The following is a 17,251-nucleotide window of genomic DNA, read 5'->3' as shown; positions in this document are numbered from 1 at the left end:
CGACTCTACTCCGCGGCTGCGACTCGTGGAAAGATGGAGGGCAATGACAAGCATGAACAATGATCCCGAAGAGATCCACGCGGAGACCACGGTCGGGGAGCTGGACCTCGAACAGCGGTCGAGCCTCCGCCGCCTCAACCGCGGGACGAACATCCACTCCACCGAACAGGACGACGGCTACGACGTCGAGTACCGCAAGCTCCGTCTCGAGAAGGTCGTTCTCGTCGGCGTGTGGACCGAGGGCACCCTCGAGCAGATCGAGGCCCGCCTGGCGGAGCTGGCCGCGCTCGCCGAGACGGCCGGCTCCGACATCGCCGACATGCTCTACCAGCGCCGGGACAAGCCGGACGCCGGAACGTACATCGGATCCGGCAAGGTCGAGGAACTTCGTCAGATCGTCGTCGAGACCAACGCCGACACCGTCATCGCCGACGGTGAGCTGAGCCCTGGCCAGATGATCGCACTGGAGAAGGCGCTCGACGTCAAGGTCATCGACCGCACGATGCTGATTCTCGACATCTTCGCCCAGCACGCCAAGTCCAAGGAAGGCAAGGCGCAGGTCGCCCTGGCCCAGTTGGAGTACCTCATCACCCGCGTCCGCGGGTGGGGTGGGGCACTGTCCCGGCAGGCGGGTGGCCGGGCGGGCTCCAACGGCGGTGTCGGACTGCGTGGCCCCGGTGAGACGAAGATCGAGGCGGACCGTCGACGGCTGCGCAGCGAGATGGCCCGGCTCCGCCGGGAGATCCAGGGGATGAAGAAGTCCCGCGACATCAAACGTGACCGGCGTGACACTTCCGCGATCGCCCAGATCGCCATCGCCGGCTACACCAACGCCGGCAAGTCCTCCCTGCTGAACGCACTCACCGGGGCGGGCGTCCTCGTCGAGGACGCGTTGTTCGCCACCCTGGACCCGACCACCCGCCGTGCCGAACTGGCGGACGGACGGGCGGTCGTCTTCTCCGACACGGTCGGGTTCATCCGTTTCCTGCCGACCCAGCTGGTCGAGGCGTTCCGGTCCACCCTGGAGGAGGTGATGGCCGCCGACGTCGTCCTGCACGTCGTCGACGGGTCCGACCCCTTCCCGATGGAGCAGATCGCCGCGGTCAACAAGGTCATCGGTGACATCGCCGAGGAGACCGGTGAGGCTGCACCCCCGGAGATCCTGGTGATCAACAAGGTCGACGCCGCCGACCCGCTGGTGCTCGCGGAGCTGCGCAGCAGGTTGGACGACGTGGTGTTCGTCTCCGCCGCCACCGGTGAGGGGATCGCGGTGCTGGAGAGCCGTCTCGAGCTCTTCCTGAACTCGCTGGACGACCACGTCGTCCTGCAGGTCCCCTTCGACCGGGGAGACGTGGTCTCCCGCCTGCACGAGTACGGCACCGTGCTCGGGCAGGAGTACACCGAGGAGGGGACCAGGGTGGAGGTCAGGCTCCCCAGGGTGATAGCCGCGGAACTGGCGGACCTGCGAATCGCGGTGGAGGACGGGACAGAATAAGCTCGTCCGAATGGACGAGAAGACGACACAGACCGGCCGGGTCGCCGGAGAGCCGCCGCGCGGCAGGCTCTTCGGGTGGACACTGCACGGGGACGGCCGCAGCATCAGGCCCGGGGCGGTAGTGGCCCCGGAGGAACGGCTGACCTGGCCACGCACCGCCGGGATCGGCATGCAGCACGTCATCGCGATGTTCGGCGCGACACTGCTGGTGCCGGCCCTCACCGGGTTCCCGGTGAACACCACGCTGCTGTTCTCCGGGGTCGGCACGATCATCTTCCTGCTGATCACCCGTAACCGGGTGCCGTCCTATCTCGGCAGTTCCTTCGCCTTCATCGCCCCCCTGACAGCGACCCGGGCGGAGGGGTTCCCGGCGCAGCTCGGCGGCGTACTCGTCGCCGGCCTCGTCCTGATCCTGGTGGGCGTGCTCGTCAAGGCTGCGGGGCGCAGGGTCCTGGACGCCGTGATGCCGCCGGCCGTGACCGGGGCCATCGTCGCACTGATCGGCCTGAACCTCGCCCCGGCGGCGACCTCGAATTTCGCCGAACAGCCGATGGTCGCCGCAGTGACACTGTGCGCCGTTCTCGTGGTGACCGTGGCGGGGCGGGGCATGGTCGGACGCCTGGGGATCCTCATCGGCGTCGTCGTGGGGTGGCTGTTCGCCGTGGTGACCGGGAACATCGCCGGAGACGCCGGTGACGTCATCGGTGATGCGGCGTGGTTCGGCCTCCCGGACTTCCACACCCCGGAGTTCCACGCCAGCGCGGTCCTGCTGACACTTCCCGTCGTGGTCGTGCTCATCGCCGAGAACGTGGGCCATGTCAAGGCCGTGGCCGGGATGACCCGGCGCAACCTGGACGATGAGGCGGGACCGGCTCTGATCGGCGACGGCCTGGCGACCACCCTGGCCGGCGGGTTCGGGGGATCGGGGACGACCACCTACGCGGAGAACATCGGGGTGATGGCCGCGACGAAGGTCTACTCGACGGCGGCCTACTGGGTGGCGGCGGGCACCGCGATCATCCTGGCCTTCGTACCGAAGTTCGGTGCGGTGATCAACACGATCCCCGCGGGCGTGCTGGGAGGGGCGACGATGGTCCTCTACGGGATGATCGGGCTGCTGGGCATCCGGATCTGGCAGGACAACAACGTGAACCTGACCAACCCCGTGAACCTCGCGGCCGCGGCCGTGGCGCTGACCGCCGGGATCGGAAACCTCACCCTGCAGATAGGGTCGCTGGAACTCGAGGGCATCGCCTGGGGTTCGGTGGGCGTCATCGTCGGCTACCCGGTACTGCGGTGGCTGTTCGAGAACGTCGGCGAGGGGCGCGACTTCTCGGTCAGGGACTACCACCTGAAGAGCTGAACCCTGACCGGTCCCGGCGCTAGTCCTCGTCGAGGTTCTTGGTGATCAGCGCCGCGATGGCCGCGACGGCCTCGGCGTTGTCGGAGGTCACGGTGACCTCGTCGCCGTGCTCGGCGCCCAGTGCCATGATCATCAGGGAGGAGGAGGCGTCCGAGGGCTCGTCGTCGTCCTCACCGGGGAGGGAGAGCAGGATCTCGTCGTCGTAGTTGGCTGCCGCTTCCGCGATGATGGTGGCGGGGCGGGCGTGCAGGCCGACGGTGGAGCCGACGGTGACAGTGGTGGAGGCCATGGTTCTCAGGTCCTTTTCGGGTCGTCGTATCGAGGGGTTCAGAGTGCGGCCACCTCAAGTGTGGAGCGCCTCACTCTCTTGCAGACAGCGTAGCTGAACCGCCCGGGGTTGTGCGGTATCCCGGCCGGCCACCCCGCCAGCTTGCCCCACGTCGCCGCCCCCGGTGCTCGGCCGGCGCCGACGGTGGGGTCAGGCGGTCACGACGGTGACCCCTTCGGCGTCGAACGCCTCGAGGTACTGGTGGGGTGCGGCGTCGTCGGTGACGAGGACGTCGATCTCCGCCACAGTGGCGAAGCTGACGAGGTAGTCGCGCCCGAACTTCGTGGAGTCGCACATGGCGACGACCCGGTCCGAGTTCGCGATCATCGCCCGCTTCACGGCGGCCTCCTCGGCATCGGCGGTGGAGAGCCCGTGGTCCATGGACAGGGCGTTGGTGCCGATGAAGGCGATGTCGGCGTGGTGGACCCCGATGGTGCGCAGGGCGATGTCCCCGACCACGGCCTGGGTGATCGGACGGATGTGTCCGCCGATGAGCTGGACGTCGGACAGTCCCGCCGCCGAGAGACGGACGGCCAGGGGCAGGAAGTTCGTCAGCACAGTCAGTCCGCGGTACGGGTTCTCGTCCGGACGGCCGGCCTCCGCGATCGCGTGGGCCAACATGGCGGTGGTGGTCCCGGCGTCGAGGAAGACGGTGCCGGTGCGGGGGAGCAGCTCCGAGGCCGCCCGCCCGATCCGGATCTTCGCCTCGGTGGAGGTGTTGCTGCGAAGCTCGATGGGGGTTTCCCGCGTCTGGAAAGTGTTGGTGGGTACCGCACCGCCATGGACACGGTGCAACGCGCCGTCGTTGTCGAGCACGGTCAGGTCACGCCGGATGGTCTCGGGGGTGACGGCGAAACGCTCCGCCAGCTCGACCACGGTGACACGCCCGTTGACTGCGGTCAGTGACGCGATCTGACGGCGACGTTCCTCTGAGTTCATGATGTGCATTGTATGGGGTGAGTGCACCGGTGACGCCGATTCGGGGGTGGGCGCGCCACTCCGACAACGCCGACGGGCTCCCGCACACCCGAACTGAGGGGTGGGAACAGGGTAGTGTGGACGCCAACCTTTGTACGTCAACCGATGTCCTTTCAGAAAACCTTTCTGAACACCTGTGGGAGACCAGACACTATGGCAGACACGAATTCCTCCGCACCTTCCTCTGACGGTGACCCCGTCGTCCTGAAGGGAAAGTCAGTGGTTCCGGGCACGGTCTTCGCGCCCGTGACCTGGGTGACGGACCGGCCGGAGCTCCCGGGGCCGGACAAGACTGTCGCTGAGGGGGAGCGGGAGGCAGAGTTCGAGGCGTTCACCACGGCGGTGGACACCGTCGCCGGCCGGCTCAGTGCGCGTGCCGCCACCGTGGAGGGCAATGCCCGGCAGGTCCTCGAGGCGACGGTCGCGATCGCGAAGGACCGGGCCTGGGCGAAGAAGGTCCGGAAGTCCATCAACGGAGGTCAGACGAACGTCTACGCGGTCAAGCAGGCCACCGATGACTTCGTCGAGATGTTCCTCAAGGCTGGCGGGGTCATGGCCGAGCGGGTCACCGACCTCATGGACGTCCGCGACCGTGTCATCGCGGAGTTGCGTGGGGAGCCGGAACCGGGGATTCCCGAGGTCGACTCGCCCCATGTGCTCTTCGCCGACGACCTGGCACCGGCGGACACCGCGACGCTGGATCCGTCACTGATTGTCGCCGTGGTGACCGAGAAGGGCGGGGCAACGAGCCACACCGCGATCATCGCCCGTCAGTTGGACATCCCGTGCATCGTGGCGGTGGGGACCTCGCTGCGCGGCATCCCCGCGGAAACCGACGTTCTCGTGGACGCCGCCGCCGGTACGGTCGAGACCGGTGTTGACCCGGCCGACGTGGAGAGGAGGGTGGCCGCGGCCGCTGAACTGGCCTCGAAGGTCCGTGGCTGGCACGGGCCGGCACAGACCGCCGACGGTCACCGGGTTCAGCTCCTGGCCAATGTGCAGGACGGCGCCGCCGCGCGTCAGGCAGCGGAGTCCGTCGCCGAGGGCATCGGACTGTTCCGTACCGAGCTGGGTTTTCTCAGCGAGACCACTGAACCGTCGGTGGAGGAGCAGGCTGACCGTTACGCCGAGGTGCTCAGCGCCTTCCCGGAGGGGAAGGTGGTCATCCGCACGCTGGACGCCGGTTCCGACAAGCCGGTTCCCTACGTGATGGCGGAGAACGAGGAGAATCCGGCGCTCGGCGTCCGTGGTCTGCGTATCGCACGGACGAACCAGGAGCTGCTGGAGCGGCAGCTCGACGGTATCGCCCTGGCACTGAAGAAGTCCGGCCGGGAGGATTCCTCCGCCCAGACCTGGGTGATGGCGCCGATGGTGGCGACGGTGTACGAGGCACAGTGGTTCGCCGAGCTGTGCCATGACCGCGGGCTGGTGGCGGGTGCGATGATCGAGGTACCGGCGGCGGCGCTGATGGCCGACAAGATGATGCCCCACCTGGACTTCGTCTCGATCGGCACCAATGACCTGACGCAGTACACGATGGCGGCTGACAGGATGTCGGCGTCCCTGGCGCACCTGACTGACCCGTGGCAGCCGTCGGTGCTGCGCCTCGTCCACACCACGTGCAGGGCCGGTGCGGTGACCCGGACTGCGGTGGGGGTGTGTGGCGAAGCGGCCGCCGACCCCCTGTTGGCGTGTGTGCTGGCAGGACTCGGCGTAACTTCCCTCTCTGCTGCCCCGCCCGCCTTGGCTGCGGTGGGGGCGCAGCTCGGGGAGATCGACTTCGCGGTCTGCCGGGAGATGGCTGCCGCCGCACTGGACGCGGACGGCGCCGAGGAGGCGAAGAACGCCGCTGCGGCTGTTCTCGACCTCTGACTGCCGGAGAAGAGCAAGCACCCGGGGGAGGTACCGTGGTCCGGTGCCTCCCCCGGGTGCTGTCACCGACCGTGAGGTCGGGGTGGAAGTCAGATCTTACGGAGCACGGCGACCACCCGACCGAGGATGTCGGCGTTGTCACCGGGGATCGGTTCGAACAGGTCGTTGTGGGGGAGCAGCCAGACCCCGTTGCCGTCCTTCTGGAATTCCTTGACGGTGGCTTCGCCGTCGATCATCGCCGCCACGAAGTCTCCGAGTTCAGCGACCTTCTGTGACCGGACGGCGACCCAGTCGCCGTTGAAGATTCCGGCGTCGCGCATGGACTCGCCCACGACCTGGAGCAGGAAGAGTTCGCCGCCGCCCACCAGTTCCTGGGGAAGCGGGAAGTGGGCCTCGACATGTTCCTCGGCGAGGATCGGCGAGCCGGCGGCGATCTGTCCCACCACGGGCACGAAGGAGGGCGCAGGCATTCCGTCCGGGGCAGGTGCGGCAGCGGGCTTGGGGCCCGGCCGTGGCGCCCGGTCCTCGTCGAAGTCGCGGATGTCCACGGCACGGGGCTTGTTGTCCTCACGCCGGAGGTAGCCCTTCCGTTCCAGTTCGCGCAGGTGGTAGGACACCGAGGAGGTCGAGTTCAGGCCGACCGCGTCGCAGATCTCGCGGATGCTCGGCGGATACCCGCGGAACCGGGTGGCGTCCTTGATGACATCCATGATGCGACGCTGACGGTCGGAGAGCTTCTCCCGCCCCTTGTCGTCGCCGCTCGCTCCGATTCCGCTCTGGGAGGCGCGCTTCCTGCCTCCGGGAGCCGCCCCCGTGGAGGACTTCTGCTTCTCTGACATCTGACCCACTCCTGGTCTTGTTGTACCGGTCGTGGCTCCGACACTACATGACAAGCCGGACTTTGTTCATCAGGGTGTTCGAAAATGTCGGCACGACGGTGGACAACGTCGAACACCCGTGCTACCTTCGGCCGCAGAGAGAACAGTTCGAACACACGGACGAAGATTCTGCCAGGGGCGCGAGACGGTGTCCGGCCGCGGTGGTGTCATGGTCCTGTCAGAATCCACGAGTCAGGTTCGTTCCCACGGAAAGAGGGTTGTCATGAGCACGATGTCGGTACAGGATCGCCGGGACGTCGTCCGTCGTCCCATCTACCGCCGTCCTGAATGGACGCAGGTGTCCGGGGCAGGTGGATCGAACACCTGGGGGTACGGGGTGGCCCGCCGTCCGTCTGCAGTTCAGGTGTCCCGAGTGCGGGAGCGGAACACGGCTCGGGAACGTCCGTTCGACCTCCCGTCCCGCCGGGAGCGGTTCCGGCGGCGGGCGGCGTCGGTGATCGTGTCTCCGGGTGTCACGCTGGTGGCCCTGTCGTCGCTGGTCGTGATGCTCGCCGTGTCCCCCGTGCTTACCGGCACGGAGGAGGGCGTCACCACGCCCGTTACCACCGCGACCGTCACCGTCGGAGAGGGAGAGAGTCTCGCGGACATCGCCAGGGAGCACGTACCGGGTGTGTCCGTGGGGGACGCGGTGGCGCGTATCTCCTCCCTGAACGACACCAGTGACCTCGGTGAGGTCCCGGTTGACGGGGGAGACCGTACCGCAGGGCAGGGGACCCGTCAGGTTGTCGTCCCCGTGTACTGACCCGGCGGACCCGTGGTGCAGACCGGGGGTATGATGTGGGCCCGTACTGTTCCGCTGATCTCTGTGAGGGAGAACCCCCGTGCTCTGTCCCGCCTGCCGCTCCGAAGACTCCAGGGTGGTGGATTCCCGCACGGTGGAATCCGGTTCGGCGATCCGGCGTCGGCGCGAGTGCCTCTCCTGCCGGACCAGGTTCACGACGTTGGAACGTTCCGTGCTTCTGGTCACCAAGCGTAGCGGTGTCACCGAGGAGTTCCGGCGTGACAAGGTCATCCGGGGAGTGGGTCGGGCGTGCCAGGGGCTCGAAGTCTCGACGGACGACCTGAAGATCCTCGCCCACGACGTGGAGCAGTCACTCCGTGCCTCACACGGTTCGCAGGTCGCCGCCGACGACATCGGCCTGGCCATCCTCGAACCGTTGCGCAACCTCAACGAGGTTGCCTACCTGCGTTTCGCCTCGGTCTACAAGTCCTTCAGGTCCACCGAGGACTTCGAGAAGGAGATCCGGGCCCTGCAGGAACGCCGCGACGACGCCACCGGATAGGGGTCACCGGATCTTCGCCAGGGCCTTCTTCACCCGCGCAGCGCTGGCGGGACGTGACGTCCCCAGATGCTGGGCGAACAACGAGACCCGGAACTCCTCCACGAGCCATTCCACATCCTTGAACTGCGGTGACGCGGCACGGGACGCGGGAAGCCGCTCACGGGTCGCGGCGATCGCCTCAGTGCACTCCCTGACCTGGTCGTCCAACGCCGCCTCGCGGTCCGGGTCGGACTCCATCAACTCCAGACGGGCCTTCATCGCCGCGACATAGCGGGGAACATGTCTCAGATTCTCCACCCCGTTCCTGGCGACCCGGTGCGGCCCGAGGTAGAAGCGCAACTGCCCCTTCATCTCCTCGATGGCCTCGCCGTCCCACGCCTCCAGCTCCTGGGACATGTCGGCGACCGCGAGCACCGCCGGGGCGATCGCCACGAAGATCTGGCGGACCAGACCAGGTCCCTTCTCCTTTGCCGCGGACAGAGCCTCAGCGCACCTTTCCGGGTCACGGATCACCGGACCGTAACGGTCGAGGAGCTCACGGCACGCCAGCACGCGGCAGTCGTCGACCAGTGCGTCCGGACCACCGTGCGGGTAAGTGTCGACAGCCACACGCTGCCGCAACGGCAACCCCTTGACCGTCTGCCTGGTCGACACCTGGCACGCTGTGACCATCATCTCCAGGACGGTGGAGAACTGCTGACCGGCCGCGGCCTGGGGAGTGGGGAAGGCCTTGAGCACGAACCCGTTGCCACGCCCCTCCTCAGCGGCGACGAGTGCCGGATAGGCCGACGTCGTCTGTCCGTCGACCACGGTCTCCACGGACTCAGGGATGGTGCCGATGTCCTCGGCGGTCCACGACTCCGACCGCGCCAGTACACCGCCACCACCGCCGGACGACCTCCTGCCGCTACCACGGTCCTTCTTCGCCCCGCCCTTCCCGGACGGGCGGTGCACGGCCGAGTCCCGGGGAGAGGGCCCCTCGGACCCGGATCCCCGGGACGACCGGGCAGTGGCCGCGGCAATGGACTGGGTGATCTCACCGGAGAGCCGTTCCTGCAGTTCACCGAGGTCTTTCGACGTTGCGACGACCTTTCCCCGTCTGTCGACGGCGGCGAAGGTCATACGCAGGTGGTCGGGTACCCGGCTCCAGTCGAAGTCCCCGGCGCTGATCCCCGTTCCCCCGAGGGAACGCAGCGCGTCCGCCAGAGCCTGGTCGATCGGACCGTCGTAAGGGGTCATACGTTCCAGCGCGGCGCGGGCGAACTGGGCGGCGGGTACCACCGTGGTCCGCAGCGGCTTGGGCAGCGTCCTGATCAGTGCGACGCAGAGTTCCTCGCGCATTCCGGAGACTAGCCAGGTGGCGTCCTCGTCGGTCACACCGGCGAGCAGGGGCAGCGGAATTCGCATGGTGATGCCGTCGGACGGGTCACCGGGGCGGAAGACGTAGGTGAGGTCGAACTCCATCGACCCCTGACGCCAGGTGTCGGGGAACTCGCGCGCCTCGGCGGCACCGCCGTCCGAACCGATCAGAGCCTCGGCGGTCATGTCGAGCAAGTGGGGTTCCTTGTTCCTCGCCTTCTTCCACCAGGAGTCGAAATGCCGGGAGGAGACGATCCCGGACGGCAGACGTTCATCGTAGAAGGCGAAGATGGCGTCGTCGTCGATGACGATGTCACGCCGCCGAGCCTTGTCCTCCAGTTCACCGGCCTCCTCCAGCATCCGCTGGTTGTTCCGGAAGAACCTGTGGCTGGTGCGCCAGTCACCCTCGACGAGGGCATGCCTGATGAACATCTCCCGGGCTGTCTCCGGGTCGGTCTTCGAGAGGTTGACCCGACGGTCGCCGATCACGGGGAGCCCCAGCATGGACGCCTTCTCGACCGCCAGAGCCGCACCCTGCTTGCTCGACCAGAAGGGGTCGGAGTAGGAGTAGCGCATCAACTGAGGTGCGATCTCCTCGATCCACTCCGGGACCACCGGGGCAACCGTACGGGCGAAGACCTGTGAGGTCTCGACGAGCTCGGCCGCCATCACCCACTGCGGGGGCTTCTTGGACAGGTGGGAGGAGGGGTGGATCACGAAGGAGGTGTTGCGCGTGCCGGTGAACTGGCGCGAATTGCCCTGGCGCATGCCCACGTTGGTGACCAGGCCGGCGAGAAGCGACTTGTGGACCGCCGTTTCATCGGGAGCGGCGGACTTCTCGTCACCGAGATCGAAGGTCAGTTCACGGAAGTGCCGCACATTCGGAACCGACCACTTCAGCTCCTGGATCACCGTGAACAGCTGGCGGACCAGGTCCATCCACTCCAGGACGCGCACGTAGTGAATGAACTCGTCCCGGCACAGCCTGCGGAACTTGTTGCCGGAAAGCTCCTGCCGGCGTTCCTGCAGGTAGTTCCAGAGCTTGAGGACCGAGATGAAGTCGGAACCGGCGGCGAACCGGGCGTGCAGCTGGTCGGCGCGGGCCTGGTGCTCGGCGGGCCGCTCCCGGACGTCCTGGATACTCAGGGCCGCGACGATGACCGCGATCTGCTCGAGTGCCCCGTTGGCGTGCGCCGCGGACAGCATCTTCGCCAGCCGCGGGTCCGTCGGGATACGGGCCATGTCGCGGCCGGTGTCGGTGAGCCTGGGAGTCTGTGAAGCCCCGGACTTCCCGGTCTTCCCGGTCTTCCCGGACTTCCCGGACGTCCCGGAATCTCCGGTGGAGGTGTCCAGTGCCCCGAGTTCCTGGAGCAGCTGGACGCCGTCGCGGACGGACTTGGAGTCCGGGGGCTGCAGGAACGGGAACTCGCGGATGTCCCCCAGGTCGAGCGACGCCATCGAGAGGATCACGCTGGCGAGGTGGGTCCGGAGGATCTCAGGGTCTGTGAACTCCGGGCGGGCCTCGAAGTTCTCCTCGGAGTACAGGCGGATCGCGATGCCGTCGGAGGTGCGGCCGCAGCGACCGGACCGCTGTTTCGCGGAGGCCTGGCTGATCTCCTCGACAGGCAGGCGTTGGACCTTCGTGCGGTGGGAGTACCGGGAGATCCGCGCATAGCCGGTGTCGATCACGTACTTGATGCCCGGGACCGTGAGTGAGGTCTCGGCGATGTTCGTCGCCAGGACGATCCGGCGTCGGCTGCCGGGGGAGAAGACCCGGTGCTGTTCGGCGGCGGAGAGTCGACCGAACAGCGGGAGGATGTCTACGCCGCGGAACTTCTCGTCCTGCAGGGCGTCAGCCGCGTCGCGGATCTCGCGCTCGCCGGAGAAGAAGCAGAGAATGTCCCCCGGTCCCTCGGCGATGAGTTCACGCACGGCGTCGAGGAGGCCGTCGACCGGGTCGGTCTCGACCTCGCGGAAGGACTGCTCCCCGTCCTTCCCACCGGCCCCGGTGTCCGGCACGAGCCGAGTCAGCGGGCGATACCGGACCTCCACAGGGTAGGTGCGTCCGGAGACCTCGATGACCGGCGCCGGATTGCCGTCCGCGTCGGCGAAGTGGGCGGCGAAGGACTCCGGGTCGATCGTCGCCGAGGTGATGATGACCTTCAGGTCGGGACGTTTCGGCAGCAGCTCACGCAGGTACCCCAGCAGGAAGTCGATGTTGAGGCTGCGTTCGTGCGCCTCGTCGACGATGATCGTGTCATACGCCTTGAGGAGTCGGTCACGCTGGATCTCAGCCAGCAGGATGCCGTCGGTCATCAGCTTCACCGCGGTGGACCGGTGGACATGGTCGTCGAAGCGGATCTTGTAGCCGACCCGGCTCCCCGGCTCCCCGGCCTTCTCCCCGAGCTCGTCGGCGATACGGTCGGCGACACTTCGGGCCGCGATACGCCGCGGCTGGGTGTGACCGATTCTCCCGTCGGCACCCCTGCCGAGTTCCAGGCACATCTTCGGGAGCTGGGTCGTTTTCCCGGAACCGGTCTCGCCGGCGACGATCACTACCTGGTTGTCCCTGATCGCCTCGATGATCTCGTCCCTGCGTGCCGACACGGGGAGGGACTCGGGGAAGGAGAGGTTCTCGGTGAGGTTCAGCCGCGGGGAGCGGCGGGGGCTGCGTCCCGACCGGTCCGACCGTCCCGACCGTGCCCCGCGCTGCCTGCCACGGCCCTTCCTGCGGCTCGTCGCCCTGCTGTCACCTGCGTTGTCTTCGTCGGAAACCACCCGACGATCCTACCACCGGAGACGGGAAAGGCCCGCCGCGCAACAGGTGCACGACGGGCCGACGGGGACGTGTCTAGCGTGCGTCCTCGATCTCGATGGTCTGGGCGACGCCCTGGACCACAGCAGCGATCTTGACCGCCTCGAAGACCTGCTCCTTGGTGAGGCCTTCCTCACGCACGGTCTTCTCGTGGGCGATGGTGCAGTGCTCGCAACCGTTGACGGTCGAGACGGCCAGTGAGAAGAGCTCGAAGTCGACCTTCTCGATGCCCGGCTTGCCGATGACGTTCATACGCAGGCCCATGCGGACCTGGGCGTAGTCGTCGCCGAGCCAGCCGCGGGCACGGTAGGCGACGTTGTTCATCGCCATGATCGAGGCGGCGGCGAGGGCGGCGTTGTACGCTTCGTCGGACAGGTGCGACTTGGCCTCGTCGGAGATCTCGGACAGGACCTGGTCGTTGCGGGTCGCGGCGGCGGTGGCGACGAAGGTGCCCCACAGCTGCTGCTCGCTCAGCTCCGTGGAGCGTGCGAGGCTGCTGAGGTTCAGCTTCAGGTCCTTGGCATACTCCGGGAGACCGGACTTCAGGTTGTCGATCGACATGCTACTTCAGCGCCTCCTGGACGACGTCCATCTTGTTGATGTTCTTGGTCGGGTCGTTGGCCTGCCAGTTGCAGGCGCAGACCTCTTCGGACTGCAGGGCGTCGAGGACGCGCAGGACCTCGTCGACGTTGCGGCCGACAGCGTCCGGGGTCACGGAGACGAACTGGATGACGTTGTCCGGGTCGACGATGTAGGTCGCACGGTCGGCGACGCCGTCGGCGTTCTCGACACCCAGGGCGCGGATCAGGTCGTGGCGCACGTCGGCGAACATCGGGAAGGGGACACCCTTGAGCTCCGGGTGGGTGGCGCGCCAGTTGAAGTGGGCGAACTCGTTGTCCGTGGAGCCGCCCAGGATCTGGGTGTCGCGGTCCTGGAACTCCTCGTCGAGCTTGCCGAAGGCGGCGATCTCGGTCGGGCAGACGAAGGTGAAGTCCTTCGGGTAGAAGAAGACGACCTTCCACTTGCCCTGGTACTTGTCGAGGCTGACGTTCTCGAAGTAGTCGTCCGGCTGCTGGGCGTTGGCCTCGTGCAGGTCGCCGCCCTTGAGTGCGGTGAGGTTGAACTCGGGGAACTGGTCACCGACGGTGAGAATGGACATGGTGCATGCCTCCTGGGGTCGTGAAATTCGGACGCTCGCTGCTTGCTTGAGCATGGCCGATTATGCCATGAAACTAGAACTGGTGCAAAGGTATAACTGATCTATGGCGGCATGTTGATAGGTGACCGCTATTGAGTGAAGTGGATAGGTTTAACTTTCACCAATAATGTACAGTGATAGGCATGGTCAATAAAGTCTACCGGCCGACGATCGCCCAACTGAGGACCTTCGCCACGGTCGCCGAGCACGGGCACTTCGGCGCTGCTGCCCAGCAGCTGGGTATCTCCCAACCGTCACTGTCCCAGGGGCTGGCGGCACTGGAGAATGGTCTGGGGGTTCAGCTGATCGAGAGGTCCACCAGGAAGGTCATCGTCACCGACATCGGCCGTGACCTGCTGCCGTACGCGCAGGCGACGCTCGACAGTCTCGACACCTTCATCAGCCAGGCCCGTGGGGCCCACGGCGGGTTGGCCGGGTCTATGGCACTGGGCATCATCCCGACTGTCGCCCCGTTCATCCTCCCGTACCTCCTTCGGTCCCTGCCGTCGGTGGCGCCGGAACTGGAACCGAAGATCGTGGAGGAGAAGACGAGCAGCCTCGTCGACTCCCTGCGGCAGGGCGGGTTGGACGCGGTTGTTGTCGCGTCGCCCGTCACCGGTGCAGGCATCGAGCAGATCGAGCTCTACCGCGAGGAGTTCGTCCTGGTTGTGCCCGAGGGTCACCGTCTCGCCGGTCGCCGGGACGTCACTCTCGACGAACTGGACACCCTCGACCTTCTGCTTCTGGATGACGGCCACTGTCTCCGCGACCAGGTGCTGGACCTGTGCCGTTCGGCGTCGCTCACGGTGGACCCCGCCAGATCCGTGACGAGGGCGGCCAGCCTGTCGACCGTCGTGCAGTGCGTGATCGGCGGACTGGGCTGCACCCTGGTGCCGGTGAGCGCCGTCGCGGCGGAATGCGACCGTCCGGGAGTGGCGTTGGCGACGTTCGACGGTGGCGCGGCCACCGCCGGCCGGACCGTGAACCTGAGCTACCGGTCCAGCTCCACCCGCGACGAGGCGTTCCGGACCATCGGCACGGTGGTCGCCGAGGCCTACGGGTCCGGTGTGGAGGTCAGCCGGGCAGTGCTGGACGCCCGGCTCAACCCTGGATGACCCGCAGCTCGCTGAGCCGGACCTCCCCGGCGTCGTCCGAGGCGTCGAGATCCACGACACCCTCGAACGCCCACCCGTGGTCGCCTTCCGGGTCGTCCAGGATCTGGCGCACCGTCCATCGCCGCCCTTCCTCGGTGATGAGCACCAGGTCGGGGGACCGGGCGCCGGCGTCGACGCCGATGTCGGCGTACTCGTCGAAGTAGGCGTCCATCTCCGCGGGCCAGTCCGGAGCCTGATCGAGGTAGTCGTCCATCTCCGCGAGCTCCTTCTCCTTCTCGAAGGCGAACAGCTCCACGTGCCGGAAGAAGTGGTTCCGGACCATTCGACGCAGGGCGCGGGGATTGGCGCTGAGCCGGGTCGGGTCGTCGACACCGAAGGCGTGCTCGGCGACCTGTTCCTCGGTGACCGGCCTGTCGGGGTCAGCCATGGCCGACCACTCGTCGACCAGCGAGGAATCCACCTGGCGGATGAGCTCGCCGAGCCAGACGATGATGTCCTCCAGCTCGTCGTTACGGCGCTCCGGGGGGACGGTGTGCGACAGCGTCCGCCAGGCGTCGGTGAGGTACCGCAGCACCACACCCTCCGACCTCGCCAACTGGTAGGTGGCGATCAGGTCAGAGAAGGTCATGGCCTTCTCGATCATGTCGCGGACCACCGACTTCGGTGCGAGGTCGAACTCGCCGGCCCACGGGTTGGACTCGCAGAATATGTCGTAGGCCTGCTCCAGCTCCTCCTCCAGGGGCTTCGGCCAGGTGATGTCCTCCACGATCGCCATACGTTCGGTGTAGTCGACCCCCTCGGCCTTCAGCGCGGCTATCTCCTGACCTCTCCGCTCCCGCTGCTGGGCGGTGAGCACCTGGTTGGGGTTGTCCAGGATGGCCTCGACCGTGCTGATCACGTCCAGGGTGTAGGTCTCCGACTCTGGGTCGACCAGGTCGAAGGCCGCGAGCGCGAACGGGGACAACGGTTGGTTCAACGCGAAGTCCCGCTGCAGCTCCCGGGTGAGCCTGGCGTCCTTGCCGGACGGGGTGTCCGCCCCGTACTCCTCGACGATCTCAGTGCGGAGCAGGCCCCGGTACAGGTCGATCGTGGTGAGGATGTCACGGTTCTGCTTGGCCCGGGTGTCGTGGTTGTCCCTCAGCAGGCTCTTCAGCGCAGCGTAGGTCCACTCGTCGCGGGCGACCACGTTGATCAGCATGGAGTGCGACATCTGGAACTGGCTGACCAGCTCTTCCGGTTCCGCGGTCGTGAGCCGGTCGAAGGTCGACTTCGTCCACGTCGCCCGTCCCTCCGGAGCGGACTTCTTCCTGAGCTTCTTCAGCTTCTTAGGGTCCGACCCCGCCCGCTCACGCAGACGGAAGTTCTCGATCTCGTGCTCGGGCGCCTCCACGACCACCGTGCCCTGGGTGTCGTAGCCGGCGCGTCCGGCGCGTCCGGCGATCTGGTGAAACTCCCGGGACTTGAGGATGCGGTGCTTGATGCCGTCGTACTTCGCAAGGCCGGTCATCAGCACCGTCCTGATCGGCACGTTGATGCCCACGCCGAGGGTGTCGGTTCCGGAGATCACGCTGAGCAGGCCCTGTTGCGCGAGCTTCTCGACGAGCCTGCGGTACTTGGGCAGCATGCCCGCGTGGTGGATGCCGATGCCCTTGCGCAGCAGACCGGACAGAGTCTTTCCGAAGGCGGAGGTGAAGCGGAAGTCGCCGATCGCCGCCGCGATCTCCGCCTTGCGCTCCTTGTCCACGAAGCTCATGCTCGTCAGGGCCTGGGCGCGTTCAACGGCCTCGCGCTGGGAGAAGTGAACGATGTAGACCGGCGCCTTGCCGGCGTCCATGAGGTCCTGCAGTGTCTCGTGCACGGGGGAGTAGACGAAGTCGAACTCGAGCGGGACCGGACGTACAGTGCCGGTCACCGGAGTGGTGGTGCGTCCCGTGCGGCGCGTGAGGTCCTCCTCGAGCCAGGCGGTGTCACCGAGAGTGGCGCTCATGAGGAGGAACTGGGCTCGGGGAAGGCTCAGGAGCGGGACCTGCCACGCCCACCCACGGTCCGGCTCCGAGTAGTAGTGGAACTCGTCCATCACCACCTGGTCGATGTCCGCGGCGGCCCCGTCGCGCAGTGCGATGTTCGCCACGACTTCCGCTGTGGCGCAGATGACGGGGGCCTTGCCGTTGACAGTGGCGTCGCCGGTCATCATGCCCACGTTCGCCGGGCCGAAGATCTCGCACAGGGAGAAGAACTTCTCACTCACCAGGGCCTTGATCGGTGCGGTGTAGAAGGTGCGTTTCCCGTGCGCCAGGGCGATGAAGTGGGCGGCCGTGGCCACCAGCGACTTGCCGGATCCGGTCGGTGTGGCGAGGATGACGTTGTCTCCGGCGGCCAGCGCCACCGCAGCCTCTTCCTGGGCGGGGTAGAGGGTGAGGCCGCGGTCGCGGGCCCAGGCGAGGAAGGATTCGAGGACCGCGTCGTCCACCAGGCTCTCCGGGACCTCGTCGAGGTCGGGGAGGAGGGCGGAGAGGGTGGTGTCAGTAGCGGGCGTCGTCACCGGT

At 67.1% G+C, this 17,251-nt stretch carries 13 protein-coding genes; 6 read left to right on the top strand and 7 right to left on the bottom strand.

The annotated features are described in order from the left end of the window. Positions 1-43: 43 nt before the first annotated feature. Both hflX and Q0A34_RS07265 read left to right on the top strand, forming a co-directional pair. A complete protein-coding gene (gene hflX, locus Q0A34_RS07270; RefSeq protein WP_291479333.1) occupies positions 44-1,495 on the top strand; it encodes a GTPase HflX in 1,452 nt (483 codons plus the stop codon). A 10-nt stretch (positions 1,496-1,505) separates the two neighbouring features. Beyond that, positions 1,506-2,858 carry a solute carrier family 23 protein gene (locus Q0A34_RS07265; protein ID WP_291479332.1) on the top strand — a complete coding sequence of 451 codons (1,353 nt, stop codon included), beginning with the start codon at positions 1,506-1,508 and terminating at the stop codon, positions 2,856-2,858. A gap of 19 nt (positions 2,859-2,877) precedes the next feature. Here Q0A34_RS07265 and Q0A34_RS07260 read toward each other — a convergent pair whose 3' ends face one another. Then, positions 2,878-3,147: an HPr family phosphocarrier protein gene (locus Q0A34_RS07260; RefSeq protein ID WP_291479331.1), complete on the bottom strand. Its 270-nt coding sequence runs from the start codon at positions 3,145-3,147 to the stop codon at positions 2,878-2,880. 189 nt (positions 3,148-3,336) lie between these two features. Then, a complete protein-coding gene (locus Q0A34_RS07255; RefSeq protein WP_291479330.1) occupies positions 3,337-4,125 on the bottom strand; it encodes a DeoR/GlpR family DNA-binding transcription regulator in 789 nt (262 codons plus the stop codon). A 192-nt stretch (positions 4,126-4,317) separates the two neighbouring features. Here Q0A34_RS07255 and ptsP point away from each other — a divergent pair, with 192 nt between their 5' ends. Next, positions 4,318-6,036 carry a phosphoenolpyruvate--protein phosphotransferase gene (gene ptsP, locus Q0A34_RS07250; protein ID WP_291479329.1) on the top strand — a complete coding sequence of 573 codons (1,719 nt, stop codon included), beginning with the start codon at positions 4,318-4,320 and terminating at the stop codon, positions 6,034-6,036. A gap of 89 nt (positions 6,037-6,125) precedes the next feature. Here the strand turns inward: ptsP and lexA are convergent, their stop codons facing one another. Then, positions 6,126-6,806, bottom strand: coding sequence for a transcriptional repressor LexA (lexA, locus tag Q0A34_RS07245; protein WP_363316436.1), 681 nt, complete (start codon positions 6,804-6,806; stop codon positions 6,126-6,128). A gap of 481 nt (positions 6,807-7,287) precedes the next feature. On the opposite strand from lexA, the gene Q0A34_RS07240 reads away from it, so the two are divergent. Beyond that, positions 7,288-7,677: a hypothetical protein gene (locus tag Q0A34_RS07240; protein WP_291479327.1), complete on the top strand. Its 390-nt coding sequence runs from the start codon at positions 7,288-7,290 to the stop codon at positions 7,675-7,677. A 79-nt stretch (positions 7,678-7,756) separates the two neighbouring features. Then, positions 7,757-8,218: a transcriptional regulator NrdR gene (nrdR, locus tag Q0A34_RS07235; protein ID WP_291479326.1), complete on the top strand. Its 462-nt coding sequence runs from the start codon at positions 7,757-7,759 to the stop codon at positions 8,216-8,218. 3 nt (positions 8,219-8,221) lie between these two features. Here nrdR and hrpA read toward each other — a convergent pair whose 3' ends face one another. The 3 genes from hrpA to Q0A34_RS07220 all read right to left on the bottom strand — a co-directional run bounded on the left by hrpA (position 8,222) and on the right by Q0A34_RS07220 (position 13,551). Continuing rightward, positions 8,222-12,355: an ATP-dependent RNA helicase HrpA gene (gene hrpA / locus Q0A34_RS07230; protein ID WP_291479325.1), complete on the bottom strand. Its 4,134-nt coding sequence runs from the start codon at positions 12,353-12,355 to the stop codon at positions 8,222-8,224. 73 nt (positions 12,356-12,428) lie between these two features. Continuing rightward, positions 12,429-12,953, bottom strand: coding sequence for a carboxymuconolactone decarboxylase family protein (locus tag Q0A34_RS07225; protein ID WP_291479324.1), 525 nt, complete (start codon positions 12,951-12,953; stop codon positions 12,429-12,431). A 1-nt stretch (position 12,954) separates the two neighbouring features. Beyond that, positions 12,955-13,551: a peroxiredoxin gene (locus Q0A34_RS07220; protein WP_291479323.1), complete on the bottom strand. Its 597-nt coding sequence runs from the start codon at positions 13,549-13,551 to the stop codon at positions 12,955-12,957. A gap of 182 nt (positions 13,552-13,733) precedes the next feature. Here Q0A34_RS07220 and Q0A34_RS07215 point away from each other — a divergent pair, with 182 nt between their 5' ends. Continuing rightward, entirely contained in the window at positions 13,734-14,705 is a 972-nt protein-coding gene (locus Q0A34_RS07215) for a hydrogen peroxide-inducible genes activator (RefSeq protein WP_291479322.1), read from the top strand. On the opposite strand, the gene Q0A34_RS07210 is transcribed toward Q0A34_RS07215, so the two are convergent. After that, positions 14,692-17,247, bottom strand: a complete 2,556-nt coding sequence (locus tag Q0A34_RS07210) for a DEAD/DEAH box helicase (protein ID WP_291479321.1) — start codon at positions 17,245-17,247, stop codon at positions 14,692-14,694. The genes Q0A34_RS07215 and Q0A34_RS07210 overlap by 14 nt on opposite strands. Between the last annotated feature and the right edge of the window lie 4 nt (positions 17,248-17,251).

The sequence above is a fragment of the Corynebacterium sp. genome, from assembly GCF_022712195.1.
GTDB lineage: Bacteria > Actinomycetota > Actinomycetes > Mycobacteriales > Mycobacteriaceae > Corynebacterium.
The sequence above is the reverse complement of the archived record's forward strand: the minus strand, read 5'-3'. Positions and strand labels throughout refer to the sequence as shown.

Coding starts and splice junctions, on each gene's coding strand:
- Q0A34_RS07260 (WP_291479331.1), bottom strand. CDS start 3,147: ATGGCCTCCACCACTGTCACCGTCGGCTCCACCGTCGGCCTGCACGCC.
- Q0A34_RS07265 (WP_291479332.1), top strand. CDS start 1,506: ATGGACGAGAAGACGACACAGACCGGCCGGGTCGCCGGAGAGCCGCCG.
- Q0A34_RS07220 (WP_291479323.1), bottom strand. CDS start 13,551: ATGTCCATTCTCACCGTCGGTGACCAGTTCCCCGAGTTCAACCTCACC.
- ptsP (WP_291479329.1), top strand. CDS start 4,318: ATGGCAGACACGAATTCCTCCGCACCTTCCTCTGACGGTGACCCCGTC.
- Q0A34_RS07225 (WP_291479324.1), bottom strand. CDS start 12,953: ATGTCGATCGACAACCTGAAGTCCGGTCTCCCGGAGTATGCCAAGGAC.
- Q0A34_RS07255 (WP_291479330.1), bottom strand. CDS start 4,125: ATGAACTCAGAGGAACGTCGCCGTCAGATCGCGTCACTGACCGCAGTC.
- Q0A34_RS07215 (WP_291479322.1), top strand. CDS start 13,734: ATGGTCAATAAAGTCTACCGGCCGACGATCGCCCAACTGAGGACCTTC.
- hflX (WP_291479333.1), top strand. CDS start 44: ATGACAAGCATGAACAATGATCCCGAAGAGATCCACGCGGAGACCACG.